Origin of the sequence: Duganella vulcania (genome assembly GCF_009857655.1) — a bacterium.
GTDB lineage: Bacteria > Pseudomonadota > Gammaproteobacteria > Burkholderiales > Burkholderiaceae_D > Rugamonas > Rugamonas vulcania.
In genome coordinates this window covers 1-17410 of record NZ_WWCX01000036.1, presented here as the reverse complement: position 1 = coordinate 17410, position 17410 = coordinate 1, and the positions used below count along the sequence as shown (strand labels likewise).

The 17410-nt window shown below is 64.9% G+C and carries 18 protein-coding genes and 1 pseudogene; 7 read left to right on the top strand and 12 right to left on the bottom strand.

The genetic code is table 11. From position 1 onward, the window contains the following. Window positions 1–20: 20 nt before the first annotated feature. Complete coding sequence (pvdQ, locus tag GTP90_RS19060; RefSeq protein WP_217432001.1) at window positions 21–2402, bottom strand: bifunctional acylase PvdQ; 2382 nt, start codon at window positions 2400–2402, stop codon at window positions 21–23. A 156-nt stretch (window positions 2403–2558) separates the two neighbouring features. On the opposite strand from pvdQ, the gene GTP90_RS19055 reads away from it, so the two are divergent. Further along, entirely contained in the window at window positions 2559–3023 is a 465-nt protein-coding gene (locus GTP90_RS19055) for a hypothetical protein (RefSeq protein ID WP_161085048.1), read from the top strand. Here GTP90_RS19055 and GTP90_RS19050 read toward each other — a convergent pair. From GTP90_RS19050 to GTP90_RS19040, 3 genes are read right to left on the bottom strand one after another with little or no spacing between them, the layout of a single operon-like run. Next, on the bottom strand, window positions 3020–4180 hold the full coding sequence (locus GTP90_RS19050; RefSeq protein ID WP_161085047.1) for an acyltransferase family protein: 1161 nt from the start codon (window positions 4178–4180) through the stop codon (window positions 3020–3022). The genes GTP90_RS19055 and GTP90_RS19050 overlap by 4 nt on opposite strands. 17 nt (window positions 4181–4197) lie before the next feature. Then, window positions 4198–4488, bottom strand: coding sequence for a hypothetical protein (locus tag GTP90_RS19045; protein ID WP_161085046.1), 291 nt, complete (start codon window positions 4486–4488; stop codon window positions 4198–4200). Beyond that, a complete protein-coding gene (locus GTP90_RS19040) occupies window positions 4488–5126 on the bottom strand; it encodes a DUF1906 domain-containing protein (protein WP_161085045.1) in 639 nt (212 codons plus the stop codon). The genes GTP90_RS19045 and GTP90_RS19040 overlap by 1 nt, the downstream gene beginning before the upstream one ends. A 170-nt stretch (window positions 5127–5296) precedes the next feature. Between GTP90_RS19040 and GTP90_RS19035 the strand changes: the two genes are divergently transcribed. The 3 genes from GTP90_RS19035 to GTP90_RS19025 all read left to right on the top strand — a co-directional run bounded on the left by GTP90_RS19035 (window position 5297) and on the right by GTP90_RS19025 (window position 9994). Beyond that, the gene (locus GTP90_RS19035; RefSeq protein WP_161085044.1) at window positions 5297–8557 is read left to right on the top strand and encodes an nSTAND1 domain-containing NTPase; all 3261 of its coding nucleotides are present in this window, start codon (window positions 5297–5299) and stop codon (window positions 8555–8557) included. Between the two features lie 4 nt (window positions 8558–8561). Continuing rightward, window positions 8562–8936, top strand: a complete 375-nt coding sequence (locus GTP90_RS19030) for a DP-EP family protein (protein WP_161085043.1) — start codon at window positions 8562–8564, stop codon at window positions 8934–8936. Window positions 8937–9034: 98 nt separating this feature from the next. After that, the gene (locus tag GTP90_RS19025) at window positions 9035–9994 is read left to right on the top strand and encodes a M14 family metallopeptidase (protein ID WP_161085042.1); all 960 of its coding nucleotides are present in this window, start codon (window positions 9035–9037) and stop codon (window positions 9992–9994) included. On the opposite strand, the gene sugE is transcribed toward GTP90_RS19025, so the two are convergent. Continuing rightward, on the bottom strand, window positions 9995–10312 hold the full coding sequence (sugE, locus tag GTP90_RS19020; RefSeq protein ID WP_116989972.1) for a quaternary ammonium compound efflux SMR transporter SugE: 318 nt from the start codon (window positions 10310–10312) through the stop codon (window positions 9995–9997). 114 nt (window positions 10313–10426) lie between these two features. Between sugE and GTP90_RS19015 the strand changes: the two genes are divergently transcribed. Beyond that, complete coding sequence (locus GTP90_RS19015) at window positions 10427–10783, top strand: DUF1304 domain-containing protein (protein ID WP_161085041.1); 357 nt, start codon at window positions 10427–10429, stop codon at window positions 10781–10783. A 3-nt stretch (window positions 10784–10786) separates the two neighbouring features. On the opposite strand, the gene GTP90_RS19010 is transcribed toward GTP90_RS19015, so the two are convergent. After that, window positions 10787–11848: a hypothetical protein gene (locus GTP90_RS19010; protein WP_161085040.1), complete on the bottom strand. Its 1062-nt coding sequence runs from the start codon at window positions 11846–11848 to the stop codon at window positions 10787–10789. Between the two features lie 134 nt (window positions 11849–11982). On the opposite strand from GTP90_RS19010, the gene GTP90_RS19005 reads away from it, so the two are divergent. Both GTP90_RS19005 and GTP90_RS19000 read left to right on the top strand, forming a co-directional pair. Next, the gene (locus GTP90_RS19005) at window positions 11983–12273 is read left to right on the top strand and encodes an ArsR/SmtB family transcription factor (RefSeq protein WP_301547063.1); all 291 of its coding nucleotides are present in this window, start codon (window positions 11983–11985) and stop codon (window positions 12271–12273) included. A gap of 10 nt (window positions 12274–12283) precedes the next feature. Further along, window positions 12284–13339 (top strand): alkene reductase, encoded by a 1056-nt coding sequence (locus GTP90_RS19000; RefSeq protein ID WP_161085039.1) that lies wholly within the window; start codon window positions 12284–12286, stop codon window positions 13337–13339. 109 nt (window positions 13340–13448) lie between these two features. Here the strand turns inward: GTP90_RS19000 and GTP90_RS18995 are convergent, their stop codons facing one another. From GTP90_RS18995 to GTP90_RS18970, 6 genes and pseudogenes are all read right to left on the bottom strand, one after another. Further along, complete coding sequence (locus tag GTP90_RS18995) at window positions 13449–14405, bottom strand: MBL fold metallo-hydrolase (protein ID WP_161085038.1); 957 nt, start codon at window positions 14403–14405, stop codon at window positions 13449–13451. Window positions 14406–14472: 67 nt separating this feature from the next. Beyond that, on the bottom strand, window positions 14473–15522 hold the full coding sequence (locus GTP90_RS18990; RefSeq protein ID WP_175048150.1) for an acetate kinase: 1050 nt from the start codon (window positions 15520–15522) through the stop codon (window positions 14473–14475). Between the two features lie 21 nt (window positions 15523–15543). Next, the gene (locus GTP90_RS18985; RefSeq protein ID WP_161085037.1) at window positions 15544–16035 is read right to left on the bottom strand and encodes a hypothetical protein; all 492 of its coding nucleotides are present in this window, start codon (window positions 16033–16035) and stop codon (window positions 15544–15546) included. A gap of 12 nt (window positions 16036–16047) precedes the next feature. After that, window positions 16048–16725 carry a C39 family peptidase gene (locus GTP90_RS18980; RefSeq protein ID WP_161085036.1) on the bottom strand — a complete coding sequence of 226 codons (678 nt, stop codon included), beginning with the start codon at window positions 16723–16725 and terminating at the stop codon, window positions 16048–16050. Continuing rightward, window positions 16722–17123 (bottom strand): hypothetical protein, encoded by a 402-nt coding sequence (locus tag GTP90_RS18975; protein WP_161085035.1) that lies wholly within the window; start codon window positions 17121–17123, stop codon window positions 16722–16724. The genes GTP90_RS18980 and GTP90_RS18975 overlap by 4 nt, the downstream gene beginning before the upstream one ends. A gap of 48 nt (window positions 17124–17171) precedes the next feature. Further along, a pseudogene (locus tag GTP90_RS18970) lies at window positions 17172–17410 on the bottom strand (hypothetical protein); the annotation flags it as partial.

Here is a 17410-nt window from a genome sequence, read left to right as displayed (position 1 = left end):
CTGTCCGGCGGCGCGCCCGCTCAGGGCATGCTGATGCGCTTGGTTTGATACGCCGGGTCGGCGGTGATCTGCGCCTCGGTGTAGGGCTGGGTGATCCATGCCTTGCGCGAGAAGCGCTCGGTCTGGTCGGCAAAGTACGGCGACGACGGCTCACTCGATTGCGAATAGCTCAGCATGGCCTGCGCCACCGGGCCGTTCTTGTCGAAGGTGACGGCCTGGATATAGCTGGTGCCGTCGGTCACGTCGCGCAGGCCGCCGCCGATGTCGACGCTGGTGATGGCGTTGTACACGCCATACACATCCTCGCCGCCGTGGATCGGGATCTTCTTCGCACCGCGCACCGCCACCTGGATGTCGCCCCATTTCGCCTCCGGCGACCAGCCCTTGGCGGCGGCAGCGCGCACCGTGTCCTGCAAGGCCAACCGCACCGCGGCCGCGACGCCGGCGTCGGCCAGGTTCAGGCCGCGTGGCGTGCGCACCGGATCGGCCGGGTCGAACGGCACGGCCCACACATCCTGGTCGCGCACCCGGTCCCACATGCCGGCGAAATACACGTAACCCATGTTCGCGTCCAGGTTGGCGCTGCGATCCCATGCACCCAGCTTGGCGCAGGCCACCGCGAGGTCGGCCCCGCTACACACTTTCAACACATCATCCATGACCTGCTGCGCCATGTAGACCTGGTTGTTCAAGGCGATCTGCTGCAGCTGCGCCAAGCTCATGCGGTTGCCCGCCAGGCCATCGGTGCCGGCCAGGCGCGCCTGCAGCTGGCTGATGCCGATGCGGGTGCGGCCGCTCTGCTCGGTGCCCTGCTGGCTGACGATGGCCGGGAACGACACCAGCGGCGACGCCGGATTGGTCAGCCAGGCGCTGTCGTTGGAGTTTTGCACGAAGTCGCTGCGCGTCAGCATCGGCAGGCTGGCGCCGGCGAAGATGCCGGACTGCGGCGCCGCCGGGTCGATATCCCAGGCGCAGTCCTTGCGGCCGCCGTCGAGGATGATGATGCCGAAGCCGGCCAGCTGCTGATCCGCCGCCGATACGCACGCGCCCTGCTTGGCCAACGAGACGTTGGGCACCGCCGTCACGTCCAGGTACAGCGCCTGGCCGTCCTTGTCGGCCGCCAGCGTGTTCACCCACGGCAGCCCGACCGTGCGCACGATGGCCTCCTTGAACTCGGCCAGCGACGCGGCCCGGTCCATCGCGTACCACTGCGTCAGCAGGCGATGATTGTCCTGGTTGGCGTCGCCCAGCGCGTAGGCGGTGCTCCGGTCCCAAGTGGCCACGCCCGGCACCACGGCGATGCGGCCGAACTCCGTGCTGTAGAAGTCGCGCGACTGCTGCTTAACGACGCCATCCGCGCCTTTCACGTCGACCGTCACAGTGCGCTTGGTCATGCTTTTGCTCTGGCCGTCAACCAGGTATTTGGTGGGATCGGCCGGATCCAGCTTGAGCCGGTGCAGCGTGAAGTGCGCCGAGGTGTTGACGGTGTGGCTCCATGCCAGGTTCTGGTTGAAGCCGATGTTCACCAGCGGCATGCCGCCCAGCGCGGCGCCCATCACGTCCAGCTTGCCCGGTATCGTGAGGTGCAACTGGTAGAAGCGCAGCGGCCCCTTCCACGGGAAGTGGGGATTCCCCAGCAACATGCCCTGGCCGTTGTCGGTGGCGTCCTTGCCCAGCGCCACCGCGTTGCTGCCGGTGCGCTGGTGCAGGCGGCGCCAGTATTCGGGGCTCAGCACGTTCGGCTCGCCGGCCGGCGCGACGGCCTGCGTGCGGTTGCCCCGCGCCGCCGGCGCACCCGGCGGCGCGGCGCCGTACAGCGCGGCCATGAACTGGCCGGAGCTGCCTTCGACCGCGTAGCGGCGCATCATGCGTATCGCGTCAAGCTCGCTAAGCTCGCGCAGCCACGGCGCGCCCTTGCATTCGCCCGGCAGATTGGCGGCGCCGGTTTCCTTCAGATACTGGTTGTAACCGGCCACGTAGCCCTGCACCAGCGCCTTGATCTCCGCCGGCTGCGCAGCCCAGGACTGGTTCACGGCCTCGTCGTCATTCAGCATCCGGTAAAAATAGTCGGCCGCCAGGTTGGTGCTCTGGTAGCCGATGCGGGTTCCGTCCGGCCCGAAGAAGCGTGAGCGCTGACCGCTGGCGGTGATGACTTCCTCGGCCAGTGTGCACAGGTTGTCCTCGGCGTAGGCGTAGCCCACGCCGTAGCCGATGTCGCCTTCGCTGCTGCCTTTGATGTGGGGAATGCCAAACGCGGTGCGGCGGATTTCGGCCTGGTACTTGGGCGCCGGTTTGACCGGATCGACCGGCTTGTCCGGCGAGCTGCTGCCGCCGGAACAGCCGGACAGGGCGACCAGTGTCGGCAGCAGGACACGGGCCAGACGCAAGGTGGGAGATGTCATGGAAAGTTCCTTCATCGGATGGGGTGACAAGGTGCGCAATATTGCCAACCTTCCAAGAAAAATCCATCGGCTTTTGAAAGGGTCTGCCGCTTGGCACAGCTGGTGGCGCGCGGCGATACCGTGCGGGAGTGTCGCGTCTCAGGATAAAATGCCGGGATGATGCCCACTATCCTCAAATGGCTGCGCTACCTGAGCCACGTTCTCGGCTTTGAGACGGCCGAATCCTTCCCGCCCGGCCATCCGTATGAACGGACGCGCTGGAACGGCGCGTATTTCGACATCGCTTCGGACGTGAAACCGGACCAGATCGAAAGCCGGCTGTGCGAGGCGATCAGCAATACGCCGCTGGTGTTCGGCTACATCACCAATCCCACGCCGCGCATGCAGCGCGCGCTGCTGGCGATGCTGGAGGAACGCATGCGCAACAATCGCGGCCGCGCCAGCGAGCTGGCCGCGTTGTTGGTGAACGCCTACGACAGTCCGCACATCACCGAAGTGGTGCCCGGCCTGCGCGCCGCCATCGCCGCCACCCGCCATGAGGACATGGGCGAGCGCGCGCGCAGCGTGATGGCCTTCCTGGGTTCGATGCAGTCGCCGTTCGATGTGATCGAACTGAATTAAGCGACAGCGCCCGCCGGCGCCACCGGGCGTGCGAAATTGCCCGGTACGTAGCGGTCGCGCAGCTTCATGAACGGCGTCTCCACCAGCAGGTGCAGCAGCCAGCCGGCCAGCAGACTGGCCGCGCTCATCAGCACGATGGCTTGCCAGCTGTTCGGTCCCCAGCCTTCCGCCTGCAGCGGCGCGCGCAACAACACGCACAAGGTCTTGTGCGTCAGGTAGATCGCGTACGACCACAACGCGATGCTGGCCGCGCCCGGCACGCGCAAGCGTTGCAGCAGCGAGCCGGGGCTCAAGGCCGCGACCAGCAGCAGCGTGAAACTCAGGCCCAGCAGCGGATAGCCGGCCACCGTCATCGCATAGCCGTAGTGATCTTCCAGGAACAGCGACCACGTCAGCGCCAGCAACGCCGCGCCGGCCGCCAGCATCCAGTTCCCGCGCGAGGTCAGCCGCGTCCAGGCCGTCGCATGATAATTCTTCACCAGCGCCAGCGCGACGCCGGCCACCAGCTCGTCGAAACGGCACAGCGACGAGTAATAGATCAGCGTGTAGTAATGAAAACCGCCCTGCTCCTCCGGCCCCACGTATTGCGTCCACAGATGGCTGCGGATCGCCATGCCGGCCAGCAGCATGCCGACCACGGCCAGCCACGCCAGCAACAGCGGCTTGCGGCAAGCGGCGATCGCCAGCGCCACGGCCGGCAGCAGGAAGTAGAACTGCTCCTCCACGCACAGCGACCACGCGTGCGAGAACGCCGTGCCCGGCACCAGCTGGATATTCTGGGTGAAGGTGAGGAACTTCCACAGCGGCGGCAGCACGTTGGCGCCGCGGAAGGCCGGCCACAAGGCATACAGCGCCAGCACGAAGTAAAAGTTCGGCAAGGTGCGCAGCAGGCGGCGCGCGTAAAAGCGCAGCAGCGAAAAGCGCTCGCCGCCGTCCGATTGCCGCGAACGGCGGATGCCGCCCAGGATCTGGTTGCCGATCAAATAGCCGCTGAGGGCGAAGAACAGGTCGACGCCGGTCCAGCCAACCTTGCCAAACCAGCCGAAGGTCGGGCTGGCGCTGACGAACAGCATGTAATGGTTGGTGAACACCAGCACGATGGCCAGCGCGCGCAAGGTGTCGAGGCCGGCGTTGCGGCCCTGGGATGTGGGAGTCATGCCCGCATCTTAACAAATCAGGGCGAGATCACCATGTTGAGCACGTTGTTGGTCACGTTCAGCACGGCCGTGCTGCCGGCCGCGATCGCGAAGTTCTGGCTGTGGCCCGAATAATAGTCGACGGTGCCGAGCCGGATGCTGTCGATCGCCGCGCTGACGCCGTTGCTGATGGTGTAGGCCGCCAGCAGCAGGTCCGGCGCCGTGACGAACTTCAGCACCAGGTCCTGTCCCGTATTGTTGAGAAAAATCGTCTTGGCCGGCTTGACCGTCTTCAGCGACACCGCCTCGGTAAATTGTATTATTTGCATCACAGCACCCGGAACAGGCCTGCCGGATAGCCGTCGTTGGTGCGGGTCAGGTCGACGCTGATGCGCTTGCCGTCGTCAACCGGCAGGCTGGCCGCCGCCAGTTGCTTGAGGCTGAAGCCGACATAGTCGCGCGAGCCATGGTATTCCGGCGACGGCGACAGCCAGCTCAACGCCGCCAATCCCCTGAGCAGCATCGTCTCGCAGCAGGCGCCGGAGCCGTACACGCCGACCTGATACTTGGGCTCGCCCGGCCCGGCCGCGCGGAACGCCTGGTTGACGCCCTCGAAATAGGCGCTGACCGGGCCGGCGATCGCCTCCTCCGACGGATTGAAATCCACCGCAAAATATATCGCCGATCCGGATGGCTGGGTGATGACCTGCTGCGCCATCAGATAAGCGGCGGCGCCGTCGGCGCAGCCCTGGGCGCGGCTGAAGTAATTCAGGTGGTCGCCGCCAGCCTGCCACAGCGCGCCGATCTGGATGCTGGCGTCCGTCAGCGAACGGGCCTCGGCCAGCGACAGGCTCTTGCCCGCCTGGTGGCTGTAATACCGGATCGCGAAATCAATCCCTTGTTGCTTAATTGCTATTGCGTGCTGCGTCAGTTCAAATGGCGCTTTCAGGCCAGTCAGAACAACCATGACATCTCCGGTAGAAAGGGGTGTGGTTTCCCCGCGTTAATGTTAATATTTGCAAAATATGTAGATATGGAACAACTGTAGTCAATCCGCATGAAATTGGCCTTCGGAAAACCTTCCGGCCTCCAAGTCATTGATTACAAATAACTTATCGCTGAACCAAGAAGGTCCGTGTGAATCACAAAAGCTTTCGTTTCGGGCAGTGGCGGGTCGATCCCGCCACCAATACACTCAGCTGCGGCGACCTCAACCGTCAGCTGGAACCACGCGCCATGGATGTTTTGTTGCATCTGTGCAAACATCCGCACGTGGTCGTATCCGCCGAAACCTTGCTTGATGCGTGCTGGGGCGACGTCTCGCCCAGCGACAACGCGGTCCACAAAATCATCACCCAGCTGCGCCGGGCGCTGGACGATTCGGCGGTCGAGCCGCGTTATATCGAAACCATCCGCAAGCGCGGCTACCGGCTGCTGGCCGAGCTGAGCTATGACGACGACGTCAGCAACGGCAGCTGGCTGCACGCCTCGCCGTTCCGCGGGCTGGAGGCGTTCGAGGAACAGCACGCCGCGATCTTCTTCGGCCGCAAGCTCGGCGTCGACCAGCTGGTGCAGGTGGTGCTCAGCCAGGTGCAGGCCGCGTGCGCGATGGTGCTGGTGCTGGGGCCGTCCGGCGCGGGCAAGACCTCGCTGGTGCAGGCCGGCCTGATCCCTGCCCTCAAGGCGGGCGCGGCGCCGGCCGAATCGGGCCTGGCGATCGCCAGCCATCTGCAGCTGGACTGCGCCGACATGGGCCAGTCCGGCCTGCTCGACACGCTGGCCAGCGTGCTGCTCGACGCCGAGCTGGACGGCAATCTGCTGTTTGAAAACACCAGCGCGGTGGCGCTGGCCCAGCGCATGGCGCAGGACCTGCCGGGGCTGATCGAGCACTTGCAGGCGCGGCTGCCGACGATACGGCTGATGCTCTTCATCGACCGTTTCGAAGCCATCTTCCGGCTGCCGCATATCAGCGAGCAGGAGCGGGCCGCGTTCATCCATGCGCTCGACCAGCTGGCGCGGTCCGGCTGCATCCTGATCGTGCTGGCCTGCCGCAATGACTTCTACCCGCACTTGAGCGGCTATCCAGCGCTCATGGGCATGAAGCTGCGCGGCGGCCACTTCGACCTGGCGCCGCCTGGCGCGGCCGATATCGCGCAGATCATCCGCCATCCGGTGCAGGTGGCGCAGCTGCGCTACACGGTCAATGCCGAGACCGGCGAATCGCTGGACCAGGTGCTGATCGATGCCGCCAAGGCCGGCCCGGACACGCTGCCGCTGCTGCAATACTGTCTGCAGGAGCTGTACCGGCTGCGCAGTCCCGACGGCGAGTTGAGCCATGCCAGCTTCCACGCGCTGGGCGGGCTGGAGGGTGCGATCGGCGCGCGCGCGGAGCAGGTCATCTCGGCGCTGGGCAGCGCGCAGATCGCCGCCCTGCCGCATGTGCTGTCGCAACTGGTGCTGGTGGCCGAGGACGAATCCACCGTCACGTCGCGCCGCGTGCCGTGGTCGGCACTGCGCAACGAGGCGGACCACGGGCTGGTGCAGGCGCTGGTCGATGCGCACTTGTTCGTCAGCGATCTGCATGGCGGCGCGCCGGCGTTCGGCATCGCGCATGAAGCGCTGCTGCGACGCTGGCCGCGCGTGGTGGCGTGGATCGAGGAGCATCGCCAGGCTTTGCAGGTGCGCAGCCGCATCAGCGCGCAAGCCAGACGCTGGCAGGACAGCGGCCGCGCACGCGACATGCTGCTGCCGTCGGGCACGCAGGCTAACCAGGCGCGCCAGCTGCTCAAGACCAGCGGCTTCAGCTTCACGCCGCAGGAGCAGGCTTTTGTGCAGGCCTCGCTGCAGGGCGTGCAGCGCGGCGAGCGGCTGCGTCTTGTCATCATGGTTTTGATAACGACGCTGGCCCTGCTGGCAGCAGGCCTGGGCCTCGCGGCCCGTTCGGCGCAGACCCAGGCAGAAGCACACCGAGCCGAGGCAGAAGGTCTGATGGGCTATATGCTGGGGGAGTTTGTCGACAAGCTACGTCCACTGGGAAAGCTGGAACTCCTCGATAGCGTCAGCAGTCGCGCATTGAAGTATCTCTCTGACCCAACACTCACGACCGACAGCGATGCGGCACTCGCCCAACGCGCAAAATCGCTTCAGCTAATTTCCGAGGTCAAGATAGCGCGCTCAGATCCCGTCAGCGCCAATACCGCACTGCTTGCAGGTCGGGACATCCTGCAGCGGCAACTGCAAGCAAAACCAACAGATATCACGTTGCTGAAAAGCGCAGGAGAGAACGCCTTTTGGCTGGGACAGATTCATTTCGATCAAAAGGAATGGAACAAGGCGCAACTATATTTTGACGAATACCTTGCCTATGCAGACCGGCAATCGGCCGCCGCGCCTGATGAAGTCAGCGGCTGGGTCGAGCAATCGTATGCACACAATAGCCTTGGAACGCTGGCGTTACAACGAAGCGATGTGAGGCGGGCAGCTGCCGAATTTGCATTGTCAGTAGAGCTCAAGACTCGTGCCTACGCCAAGACGCCGCAGGACAAACAACTTGCAGCGGACTTAGCCGACAGCCTTTCGTGGCAAGCAACCGTCCAAGTACGGCTTGGGCAGCTAATTCAAGCGCAGTCCCTTTATGCTCGCGCGCTGGCATTGCTGCAATCATTACACGCCACTTATCCCGAAGATACTCTTTGGGTGAACCAGTTGGCCGGGGCATGGTCGCGTCAATCCGAACTTAAGCAAGCAAGTGGCGACGTGGCCGGCAGCTATCACGACGCACAAGAGGCATTTACACTGTTGCAAAGTATGGTCGGAAAAGACCCTAGCAACCGGAACTGGCAGCGCAAGATGTACATCGCGGAGCTCCGTGTGGTTGAGACAAACAAAGCACAAAAATTGACGCAGTCGTATGCCCATCTGGAAAAACTGCATCAAGTTTTCGTTGAACTCAGCCGACTGGAACCCAAAACACTCGACCGTCAAGTCACTCTGGCCATCATCCAGCAGAGAAAGGCCGCAATATTAATGCAACAGCACCAACCATCTGCCGGTGCTGAGGTCTTACAACCGGCCCTGGACAATCTAAGGAAACTCAACGCAGCGGCACCAGCTGACATAACCATTCGCGATGCGATGGTTGATGCCTTGTTGCTTAGTGCCGATGTGGCAGAAATGCGGAATGATCCGAAGGCGCTCGACCAATGTGAAACCGTACGCACCTTGCTACGCCCATTGGTCACCGGCAGCGCTGATTTCCAACTGCTTGCTCCCTGGGTGAAGGCCCACGCATGTCTGGATCAGAGCGAACAAGTAAGCCACATCAAAAAGCAGCTCGAGGCAATGCCGTATCGAGATGCGAGCTATCTAAATTATCTTTCCACCCACCAAAGAAAGTGATCCAATGAGTACATTTCCAGCATCAACCTCGTTCGTCAACATTCTGGTTTCCGTCAAGCCCAGCACGACCCAGCCGGGCACTTACGATGTTTTGACTGCCCCCGCAGTACCGGTCATAACCGAGGTCGACACGGTCATCAATTACCAGATCTTCGACACTAACGGTTATGACATCGTATTCACCGGCATGTCCGTCAAACCAGACTTCAACGATCAGCTTAGCCCTCCCAGTGTTAGCATAAGCGGCAAAACGCTGACATTCAGTGATGCCAACACGGAAGCCATGACGTTAAATGTCACCCTCAAATTTAAGGACGATGGCAAAGAGGGAATCGAGTTCAGCCACGATCCACAAATCAGCAACAATCCACCGACCTAACTGTATCCTCAACGTTCCAGCAGTGGCACGATTCGCCGCTGCTGGCGTGCTTAATTTCAGATACTCTGCGGTAGTAATGAACCAGACAGGAATGCTGTATGAGCGGCACCGGAAATTATCAGTTCAAATCACATCAATACACCGGCCAGCAACCCGGCACGCGGCTGATCGTCAGCGGCGCCGTGCACGGCAACGAGACCTGCGGCACCAAGGCCATCACGCGCGTGATGCAGGAGTTGGACAGCGGCGCGCTGACCGTACGTCACGGCTGCGTCACCTTCGTCCCGATCGCCAATCCGCTGGCCTACGCCAAGGGCGAGCGCTTCGGCGAGCGCAACCTGAACCGCAACCTGTTCCCCAATCCGAACCCGCAAGACTTCGAGGACCGCGTGGCCAACTGGCTATGCCCGCTGCTGGCGCAGCATGATGTGCTGCTGGACCTGCACTCGTTCAACGCCGCCAGCGAACCGTTCGTCATGGTCGGCCCGCGCAACAACGATGGTCCGCTGGAGCCGTTCCAGCACGAGCAGCAGGAGCGCGCGATGGCGCGCCGGCTCGGCGTGCGCCGCTTTGTCGACGGCTGGCTGCGCACGTACGGCGCCGGCGTGCAGCGCCGCCTGCGCGACGACAGCCAGCTGGAAACCGTGCTGCGCTACGGCATGGGCACCACCGAGTACATGCGCAGCACCGGCGGCTACGCGCTGACGCTCGAGTGCGGCCAGCACGCCGATCCGCAAGCGCCCGAGGTCGGCTATCGCGCCATCGTCAACACCCTCGCCTTCCTCGGCCTGATCGATGCGCCGTCGCCGCCGCCCATCGCGGACGAGGCGATGGAGGCGCTCAGCATGGTCGCGGTCTATGACAAGCAGTACGCCGACGACCGCTTCACGCGCGCCTGGTCCAGCTTCGATCCGGTGCTGCAAGGCGAACAGATCGGCACGCGCGCGGATGGCACGCCGGTGCAGGCCGAGTTCGACGGCCGCATCCTGTTCCCCGACGCGGCGGCCGGCGCCAACAGCGAATGGTATTACCTCACGCGCGCCAATCCCGGCTTCTGATCAGACGGTCGACAGCTTCAGGCCGACGATGCCGCCGATGATCATGGCGATGCAGCCCACGCGCAGCGCGCTGGCCGGTTCGTTGAGCACGACGATGCCGAAGATGACCGTGCCGACTGTGCCGATGCCGGTCCAGATGGCGTAGGCGGTGCCCAGCGGCAGCGTGCGCAGCGCCAGGCCCAGCAGCGCGACGCTGCCGGCCATCGCGCCCAGCGTCAGCACGGTGGGCAGCGGCTTGCTGAAGCCGTCGGTGTATTTGAGTCCGACCGCCCATGCCACTTCCAGCAGGCCGGCCAGGATGAGAATTATCCAGGTCATCTGTGTCTCCAAAGTTGGCGCAGACTATAGCACCGGCGCTAAATCTCTGCCGATGGCTTCCCGCCGCGCCCGCCTCAGGCCATAATGCCCTTTCAATAATAACGAGGAGCACCCATGCAATTACTGGCGCAGATCGTCACCGGACTGGTGGCGCTGATTCATGTCTACATCGTCCTGCTGGAAACCGTGCTGTTCCAGTCGCGCGGGCGCCGCGTGTTCGGGCTGAGCAAGGAGAAGGCCGACATCGTCCAGCCGGCCATGTCCAACCAGGGTTGCTACAACGGCTTCCTGGTGGCCGCGCTGGTGGTGGGCTTTGTGCATCCTAATCCGGCGATCGCTTCGGCGTTCACGGTGTTCGGCCTGGCTTGCGTGGCGGTGGCCGGCGTGTGGGGCGGCGTGACCGTCAAGCGTTCGATCCTGTTGATCCAGACCCTGCCGGCCGTCATCGCGCTGGCCCTGCACTTCGCTTAAGACTCAGCTGCCGGCGGCCTTGGTCACCGTCAGGCTCGGCAGCACGATGGTGTCGACCACCACCGGCGCCGCTTCGGTCGGCGCCGGCTTGGCGCCGGTGCCGCGCAGGGCCAGCAGCCAGCCGATGCCGTCGAACCAGAACGGCGATCCCAGCGACGAGGCGAAGGCGGTGATGATCCAGCCCATCAGCGCGAACGCCAGCGCGGCCATGAAGGCCCCCGCCCCCTTGCCGTGCGCGCCGTCGAAGCGCGCGGACGGCCAGCCTATCGGCAGCGCTTGCACGGTTTGCAGGTCTTTTTTGGCTTCCATCGCCTGGCTCAGCGGCGTGGGCGCCGGGGCGCCGGGGGCGGCGGCCACGGGCGGCTTCATGCTGCCGGCGGCGATGGCGTCGGCGCTCTGCTGCGCCAGGGCGCTGGCGGCGGCGTTGTCGCGCCACAAGCGCTGGCTCAGCTGCAGCGCGTCGATGTTCATCGCGCCGGCGTAGAACAGGCCGACACAGAACAGTACCAGCTGGGAGCGCCGCTTGTACCAGCCGGTGATGCGGTCCATCACCGTGTCGTACCAGATGCGCACGGCGTTTTCCAGCGCCGCCAGGTCGTCCGGCCCCTCCCCCATGATCGCCAGCAGCGTGCGGCTCAAGCCCTCGTTGCCGACGTTGGCCAGCAGCAGCGCGGCAGTGTGTCCCTTGCCGTACTTGGCCGTCAGCGTGGACACGAAGGCGCGCGCGAAGATCGCCGACGGAATGTAGGACGGCATGCGGCCCTGCTGCGCCATGCCGGTGATCAGCGGATGCGACATGACGGCGGCCGACAGCGAATCGGGCCCGAGCTTGGCCAGGTTGAAGCCGCTGTCCATGCGCAGCAGGCGCTTGATCGACGGTCCGATGCCGCTCAGGCGCGGCTTGCCGGCCGACTCGTGCAGGATGGTCAGCACGCCGTCCAGCAGCACCTTGGCGCGGGTCTGGAACAGCGAGGCGATGGCTTCGCGCGTGGCGCTGCACAGCAGGCTCACGGCCAGGAAGGTGTAGGACAGCCCGATGGCCACATCCAGGTAATGACTCGTCATACGGCCCTCATTAAACTTCGAACAATGTTCCAATAACATAAATGATTTTCGGGCCGCCAGCACGTTTTTCTTTTATATCGTAAAATCACGATATTGAAATCGGAAAAAGACGATCCATATATCGTTACATGACAATGGACATAGACGCTATCCATAAAGCCCTCGCCAACCCGGTGCGGCGCCAGATCCTGGCGTGGCTGAAGGAGCCCGAGGTGTATTTCGCAGAGCAGCAGCACCCGCTGAGCCTGGGGGTGTGCGCCGGCCTCATCGACCGGCGCTGTGCATTGTCGCAATCGACCGTGTCGGCGCACCTGGCCACGCTGCTCAAGGCCGGGCTGATCACGTCCCACCGCGTGGGGCAATGGAATTATTTTAAACGCGACGAAGCCACCATCCAGGCCTTCATCGATCAAATGACCTTATAGGAAACTCATCATGGCAAATCTTTTCGACCCGCTCACCATCGGCGACCTCACCCTGAAAAACCGCATCGTCATGGCGCCGCTGACCCGCGCCCGCGCCGTCGGCGGCGCCCGCGTGCCCAACGCGCTGATGGCCAAGTACTACGTACAGCGCGCCAGCGCCGGCCTGATCCTGAGCGAGGCAACCGCCGTCACGCCGCAGGGCGTGGGCTACGCGGACACGCCGGGCCTGTGGTCGGACGAGCAGGTCGAGGGCTGGAAACAGGTGACGGCTGCCGTACATGAGGCCGGTGGTCTGATCTTCGCCCAGCTGTGGCATGTGGGCCGCATCTCCGACCCGAGCTTCCTGAACGGCGAAGCGCCGGTGTCGGCCAGCGCCATCGCGGCCAATGGCCATGTCAGCCTGCTGCGTCCGCAGCGCGCCTATCCGGTGCCGCGCGCGCTCGACACCGAAGAGCTGGCCGGCATCGTGGCGGCCTACAAGCTGGGCGCGGAGAACGCCAAGAAGGCCGGTTTCGACGGCGTGGAAATCCACGGCGCCAACGGCTACCTGCTCGACCAGTTCCTGCAAGATAAAACCAACCAGCGCACCGACAACTACGGCGGCTCGATCGAGAACCGCGCGCGCCTGATGCTGGAAGTGACCGATGCGTGCATCGCCGTCTGGGGCGCCGGCCGCGTCGGCATGCACCTGGCGCCGCGCCGCGACGCGCACGACATGGGCGATTCGAATCCGGCCGCGACGTTCGGTTATGTGGCGCGCGAGCTGGGCAAGCGCAAGATCGCCTTCATCTGCGCGCGCGAAGCGGTGGGCGAGGACAGCCTGGGACCGTTGCTGAAGAAGGAATTCGGCGGCGTGTATATCGCCAATGAAAAGATGGACAAGCAGACCGCGCAGCAGGTGCTGGATGCCGGCACGGCCGACGCCATCGCCTTCGGCAAGGCCTTCATCGCCAACCCGGACCTGCCGCGCCGCCTGCAGCTGGACGCGCCGCTGAACGAGTGGAAAGCCGAAACCTTCTACGCGCCCGCCGAAGAAGGCTACACCGACTATCCAGCGCTGGCCTAAGCACTGGGATCAAACCATTGGGGTCAAGTCTGACATTCGGACACGAGCTCTTCCGTAGCTGGCTGCTACGGAAGAGCTCGTGTCCGAATGTCAGACTTGACCCCAAATTTTAGCGCGGCAACGCGTAGTTGACCGGCACGAATTCGTAGCCTTTGCCACCGTTGCTGCGCACGTGGCCCAGCGCCGGGAACGACAGGTGCGGCGCGCCGATCAGGTAGCCGTCCTTGGCCGCCGCGGCGAACGCTTCGCGACGCTCGGCAATGGCCACCTTGCTGTCGGTGTCGAAGGCGATGCCGACGCCCGGATTCTCAAACTGCACCGCCTGCACGTGCAGCAAATCCCCCAGCAACACCAGCTTCTGCCCCGCGCTCTCGACCACGTAGGTGATGTGGCCTGGCGTGTGCCCGCCGTTGAAATACGATTTGATCCCCGGCACCAGTTCGCTGTTGGCGATGATGGGCTGGAACTTGCCGGCCTTGACGTAGGGATTCAGGGACATCATGACGCCACGGAAATCTTCCTTGCCGTCGCCGGTCGCCTTGTCCATGTTGCTCTGGCTCAGGTAATGGTCGGCGTCGAGCTTGCCGGCGCGGACCACCGCGTTCGGGAACACCCGCTGGTCATTGGCGGTCAGGCCGCCGACGTGGTCGCCGTGCATGTGGCTGATGTAGATCTCGTCCACCTGCTCCGGCTTGTAGCCCGAGGCCTTGAAGTTGGCCAGCAGCTTGCCGGCCGTCGGCCCGAACAGGCTGGCGGCGCCGGCGTCGATCAGCACCAGCTTGCTGCCGGTGTTGATCAGGAAGGCGTTGATCGAGGTTTCCACCGGACTCTTGAGGAACGAACGGGCCAGCGCGGCGTTGGTCTTGGCGGCCGGCTGCTTGAGGATCTGGTCGACCGGCAGGTCGATGGTGCCGTCGTTGAGCACGGTGACCTCGAACTCGCCCAGCGTGGTGCGGTAGAAGCCCGGCGCCTGGAACTTGGCCATCGGCGCGGCCGCGTGCGCCATCGAACAGGCCGCCGCCAGTGCGAGCATGGCGGCGGAGCGGGTCAAGGTGGTCGTGGTCATAGCGTCCCTGAATGTGATTATCGAGAAACGCTACGATACCGCAAAATCAACTTTGTTGCTCAAGCACCTAGAAGGTGAACGGCAGGCGGAACGACAGTTGCACGTCGGGCGTGTCGCGCGTGAGCCCGGCGCCGACCGCGACGTTGATGGTGCGCTTGTCGCTGAGCCGGTACGACACCCCCATCAGCAAGGTGCCCAGCTGGGTGCGCACCGAGCCCGGCACCGGCACGCCGTTCTGGCGCGTGCGCGCGATCGAGCTGTGGTCGTAGCCCAGGCTGACCAGGACCTTGTCGTTGATCGCCAGGCCGATGCCGACGTTAAAGCCCAGCACATCGCCCGGCGCGACCGTGCCTAGCGGCTCCCAGTCGCCGGCCAGCACCTTGCGGCTGACGTTGCTGCGCTTGAAGTTATACAAGTAGCTGACGCTGCCGAACAGGATGGCCGGATCGCTGGCGTACAACCACGTCAGGCTGGGCTGCACCGCGTAGAAGCCCGAGCCGGTGGGCAGCTCCAGCGGCAGCCCGGTGCCGGTGGCGTTGGGCCCGACGCAGCGCTTGCTGCAATCGGTGACCACGCTGAATGGATCGGTGCCGGTGCGCGACTTCACGCGCAGGCCGGCCACGTAATACGGCTGGTCGGCCCCGCCCTGGTTGAGCTGGTAGCGCAACGCCAGCTCGGCGTCGCCCACGCCCTTGCCGCTGGTCTCGAACACCCTGTCGACGCCGGTGCCGGTGAAAATCTCGCGGCTGACGGTGGAGTCGGAGCGGTACACATACGGCAGCTTGAGCTCCAGCTCGGCGCGGTTGGTCAGGCCGTAGCGCAGGCTGACGGCGCCGGTCAGCGTGTTGCGCTTGACCTCGCGCACATCGACCAGGCCGATCAGCAGGGCCGGGATGATGGTGTAGCCGACCAGCACCACCCGGTTGCTCGACGAGTAGCCAAACTGCGCCGACGGCTCCAGCACCAGCCTGCCGCGCGGCGTCAGCACGCCCGGCTGCTCGAACAAGGGGGCCACCGCCGGCGGCTGGGCCGCGCCGCCCTGCTGTTGCGCCTGCGCCGCCGCGCACGCCACCATCCACAGCGCCACCGCGCCGCCCTGCCATCTTGCACCTCGCATCGCCGCCCTCCTGAGTCGCGTTCATTTCGGTCCCACCGCACCGCTCAGGGCATCGCGCAACAGGGTTTCAAAGTTGGCGGCCTTGAGCAACGCCAGGTTGCTGACGCTGGTGCTGATCGTGGTCTGGCTGCGGATGGCCTGGTCGCTGACGCTGTTCTGGATCAGCAAGGCGCCCAGTCCCGGCGCGGCCGGCAGCGCATCGACCGCGTTGCCCGCGCCGTTGCGCACCACCACGGCGGCCAGCGCATCGCCGGCCATCTGTGCCTCCGCAGCGCTCAACTTTGTCACATCGGCGATCGCGAAACGACTATTCGCTACAACACTGCCATTGATCGAGACCAAACGTTCGACACCTAGCGAGACCACCAGGCCACCGCCCAGCTCGTAGCCGCCGCGCGCCTGGTCCAGCCGCGCATCGTCGACGGCGGTCCAGCCATCGGTCGGGTCCGGCAGATCGCCGGCGTGGGCCGCCGCCGCGCAGGCCAGCAGCAGGCTCAGGAAACTGGTGCGCATGCGCGCCTCCGTTCAGTAGTTGCCGCTGCCGTTCTTGGGCAGCGTGAGGTCGGTCAGGCTGGCGCGGTTGATGCCCTCGCCCAGCGGCGCGCGCGGCGCCACGCGCCAGTCCGCGGCCTGGTTGAAGCGCGGCTTGCCCGGCCAGTTGTGGATGACGAACAGCAGCCGGTCCTGCCACAGCGCGTCGAAGTCGGCGCGCCGCACGGCCCGCGTGCCGCCGGCCGGATCGCCCAGCAGCACGCGCTCCGCGTCCAGTCCCTTGATGACGACAAAATGGTCATAACCGTTTTCGCGGATGCGCACGATGGCGGGAAAGGCCGCCTCGGCCAGCTTGTGCAGCGGCTGCTGGTAACCGTCGGCGATGAAACCCAGCGTCGCCAGGTAGCGCTTCATGTCGAGCAGCGAGAAGCCCTCGCGCCGTATCTTCTGCTGGTCGCCCTGCGCGTACATGGCGTCGAACACCTGGCGCTCGCTGACCGGCGTGTCGTAGTGATAGCTGAGCAGCGTGGCCACCGCCGCCGAGCCGCAACTGAAATCGAATTGCTGGCGCACGGTGGCGCGGAAGCGCGCCTCCTTCAGGCTGGTGACGTGCAGCGTGTAGCTGCCCCCCGCCACGCCGGGCAGGTCCGCCGCGCCGGCCTGGCCGCACGCGAGGGCGGCCAGCATGATGATGCGAGCATAGGTGTTCATTGCACCCGGACGTTAATGATGGTGGCGTTCTGGATCAGCACATTGGCGCCCGAATTCTGTATCGCCACCGGCAGGCCGGAGGCGTTGCTGAACGAGCCGCTGCTGATCGCGTTGGCGCCGGTGGTGACATTGACCGCCGTGTTGCCGCTGACGGCGCCGCTCAACTGCATGTCGTTGTTGACCACCTCCACGCCGGCGCGCTTGCCGGCCAGTGTGGCGGCCGGCACTGGGGCGGCGTCAAAGCCGGCGGGATCGGCCGCCGTGATGACGATGGCGTCCGGCAGCAGCGTCGGCCGGGATGGCGCGGGCCGCTGCGCCAGCGGTGGAATCGCCGGCGCCGCCGCGGCCTGGCCGGCCAGCGCCAGCGCGGCGCATAAACTCAAGACTGGTCTGTGCATACGGTCCTCCCTGTAAATGGCGGGATGCGAGCGCACCCCGCCACCGTGTTACCTGCCGACCGACAGGTTGGACTGGACGTTGACGCTCTGCTGCACCAGCGAGGAGATGCCGCTGTTCTGCGACATGACCAGGATGCCGGCGGCCGACTGGCCGACATTGCTCATGGTGTTGGACATGTTGAAGGTACCCGCCGCCACCGAGACATCGCCACCGGCGCCACCGGTGCCGCCCGCCGCCGCACCGCCAGTGGCCGCGCCACCGGTGGTGGGGCCACTGGCGGTGCGGC

Bases quoted from the DNA above. Each gene is read 5' to 3' on its own strand.
- GTP90_RS18995 (WP_161085038.1), bottom strand. From the start codon at position 14,405: ATGACCACGACCACCTTGACCCGCTCCGCCGCCATGCTCGCACTGGCG.
- GTP90_RS19045 (WP_161085046.1), bottom strand. From the start codon at position 4,488: ATGCAAATAATACAATTTACCGAGGCGGTGTCGCTGAAGACGGTCAAG.
- pvdQ (WP_217432001.1), bottom strand. From the start codon at position 2,402: ATGACATCTCCCACCTTGCGTCTGGCCCGTGTCCTGCTGCCGACACTG.
- GTP90_RS19010 (WP_161085040.1), bottom strand. From the start codon at position 11,848: ATGACGAGTCATTACCTGGATGTGGCCATCGGGCTGTCCTACACCTTC.
- sugE (WP_116989972.1), bottom strand. From the start codon at position 10,312: ATGACCTGGATAATTCTCATCCTGGCCGGCCTGCTGGAAGTGGCATGG.
- GTP90_RS19030 (WP_161085043.1), top strand. From the start codon at position 8,562: ATGAGTACATTTCCAGCATCAACCTCGTTCGTCAACATTCTGGTTTCC.
- GTP90_RS19050 (WP_161085047.1), bottom strand. From the start codon at position 4,180: ATGACTCCCACATCCCAGGGCCGCAACGCCGGCCTCGACACCTTGCGC.
- GTP90_RS18990 (WP_175048150.1), bottom strand. From the start codon at position 15,522: ATGCGAGGTGCAAGATGGCAGGGCGGCGCGGTGGCGCTGTGGATGGTG.
- GTP90_RS19055 (WP_161085048.1), top strand. From the start codon at position 2,559: ATGATGCCCACTATCCTCAAATGGCTGCGCTACCTGAGCCACGTTCTC.
- GTP90_RS18975 (WP_161085035.1), bottom strand. From the start codon at position 17,123: ATGCACAGACCAGTCTTGAGTTTATGCGCCGCGCTGGCGCTGGCCGGC.
- GTP90_RS19025 (WP_161085042.1), top strand. From the start codon at position 9,035: ATGAGCGGCACCGGAAATTATCAGTTCAAATCACATCAATACACCGGC.
- GTP90_RS18980 (WP_161085036.1), bottom strand. From the start codon at position 16,725: ATGAACACCTATGCTCGCATCATCATGCTGGCCGCCCTCGCGTGCGGC.
- GTP90_RS19015 (WP_161085041.1), top strand. From the start codon at position 10,427: ATGCAATTACTGGCGCAGATCGTCACCGGACTGGTGGCGCTGATTCAT.
- GTP90_RS19000 (WP_161085039.1), top strand. From the start codon at position 12,284: ATGGCAAATCTTTTCGACCCGCTCACCATCGGCGACCTCACCCTGAAA.
- GTP90_RS18985 (WP_161085037.1), bottom strand. From the start codon at position 16,035: ATGCGCACCAGTTTCCTGAGCCTGCTGCTGGCCTGCGCGGCGGCGGCC.
- GTP90_RS19040 (WP_161085045.1), bottom strand. From the start codon at position 5,126: ATGGTTGTTCTGACTGGCCTGAAAGCGCCATTTGAACTGACGCAGCAC.
- GTP90_RS19005 (WP_301547063.1), top strand. From the start codon at position 11,983: ATGGACATAGACGCTATCCATAAAGCCCTCGCCAACCCGGTGCGGCGC.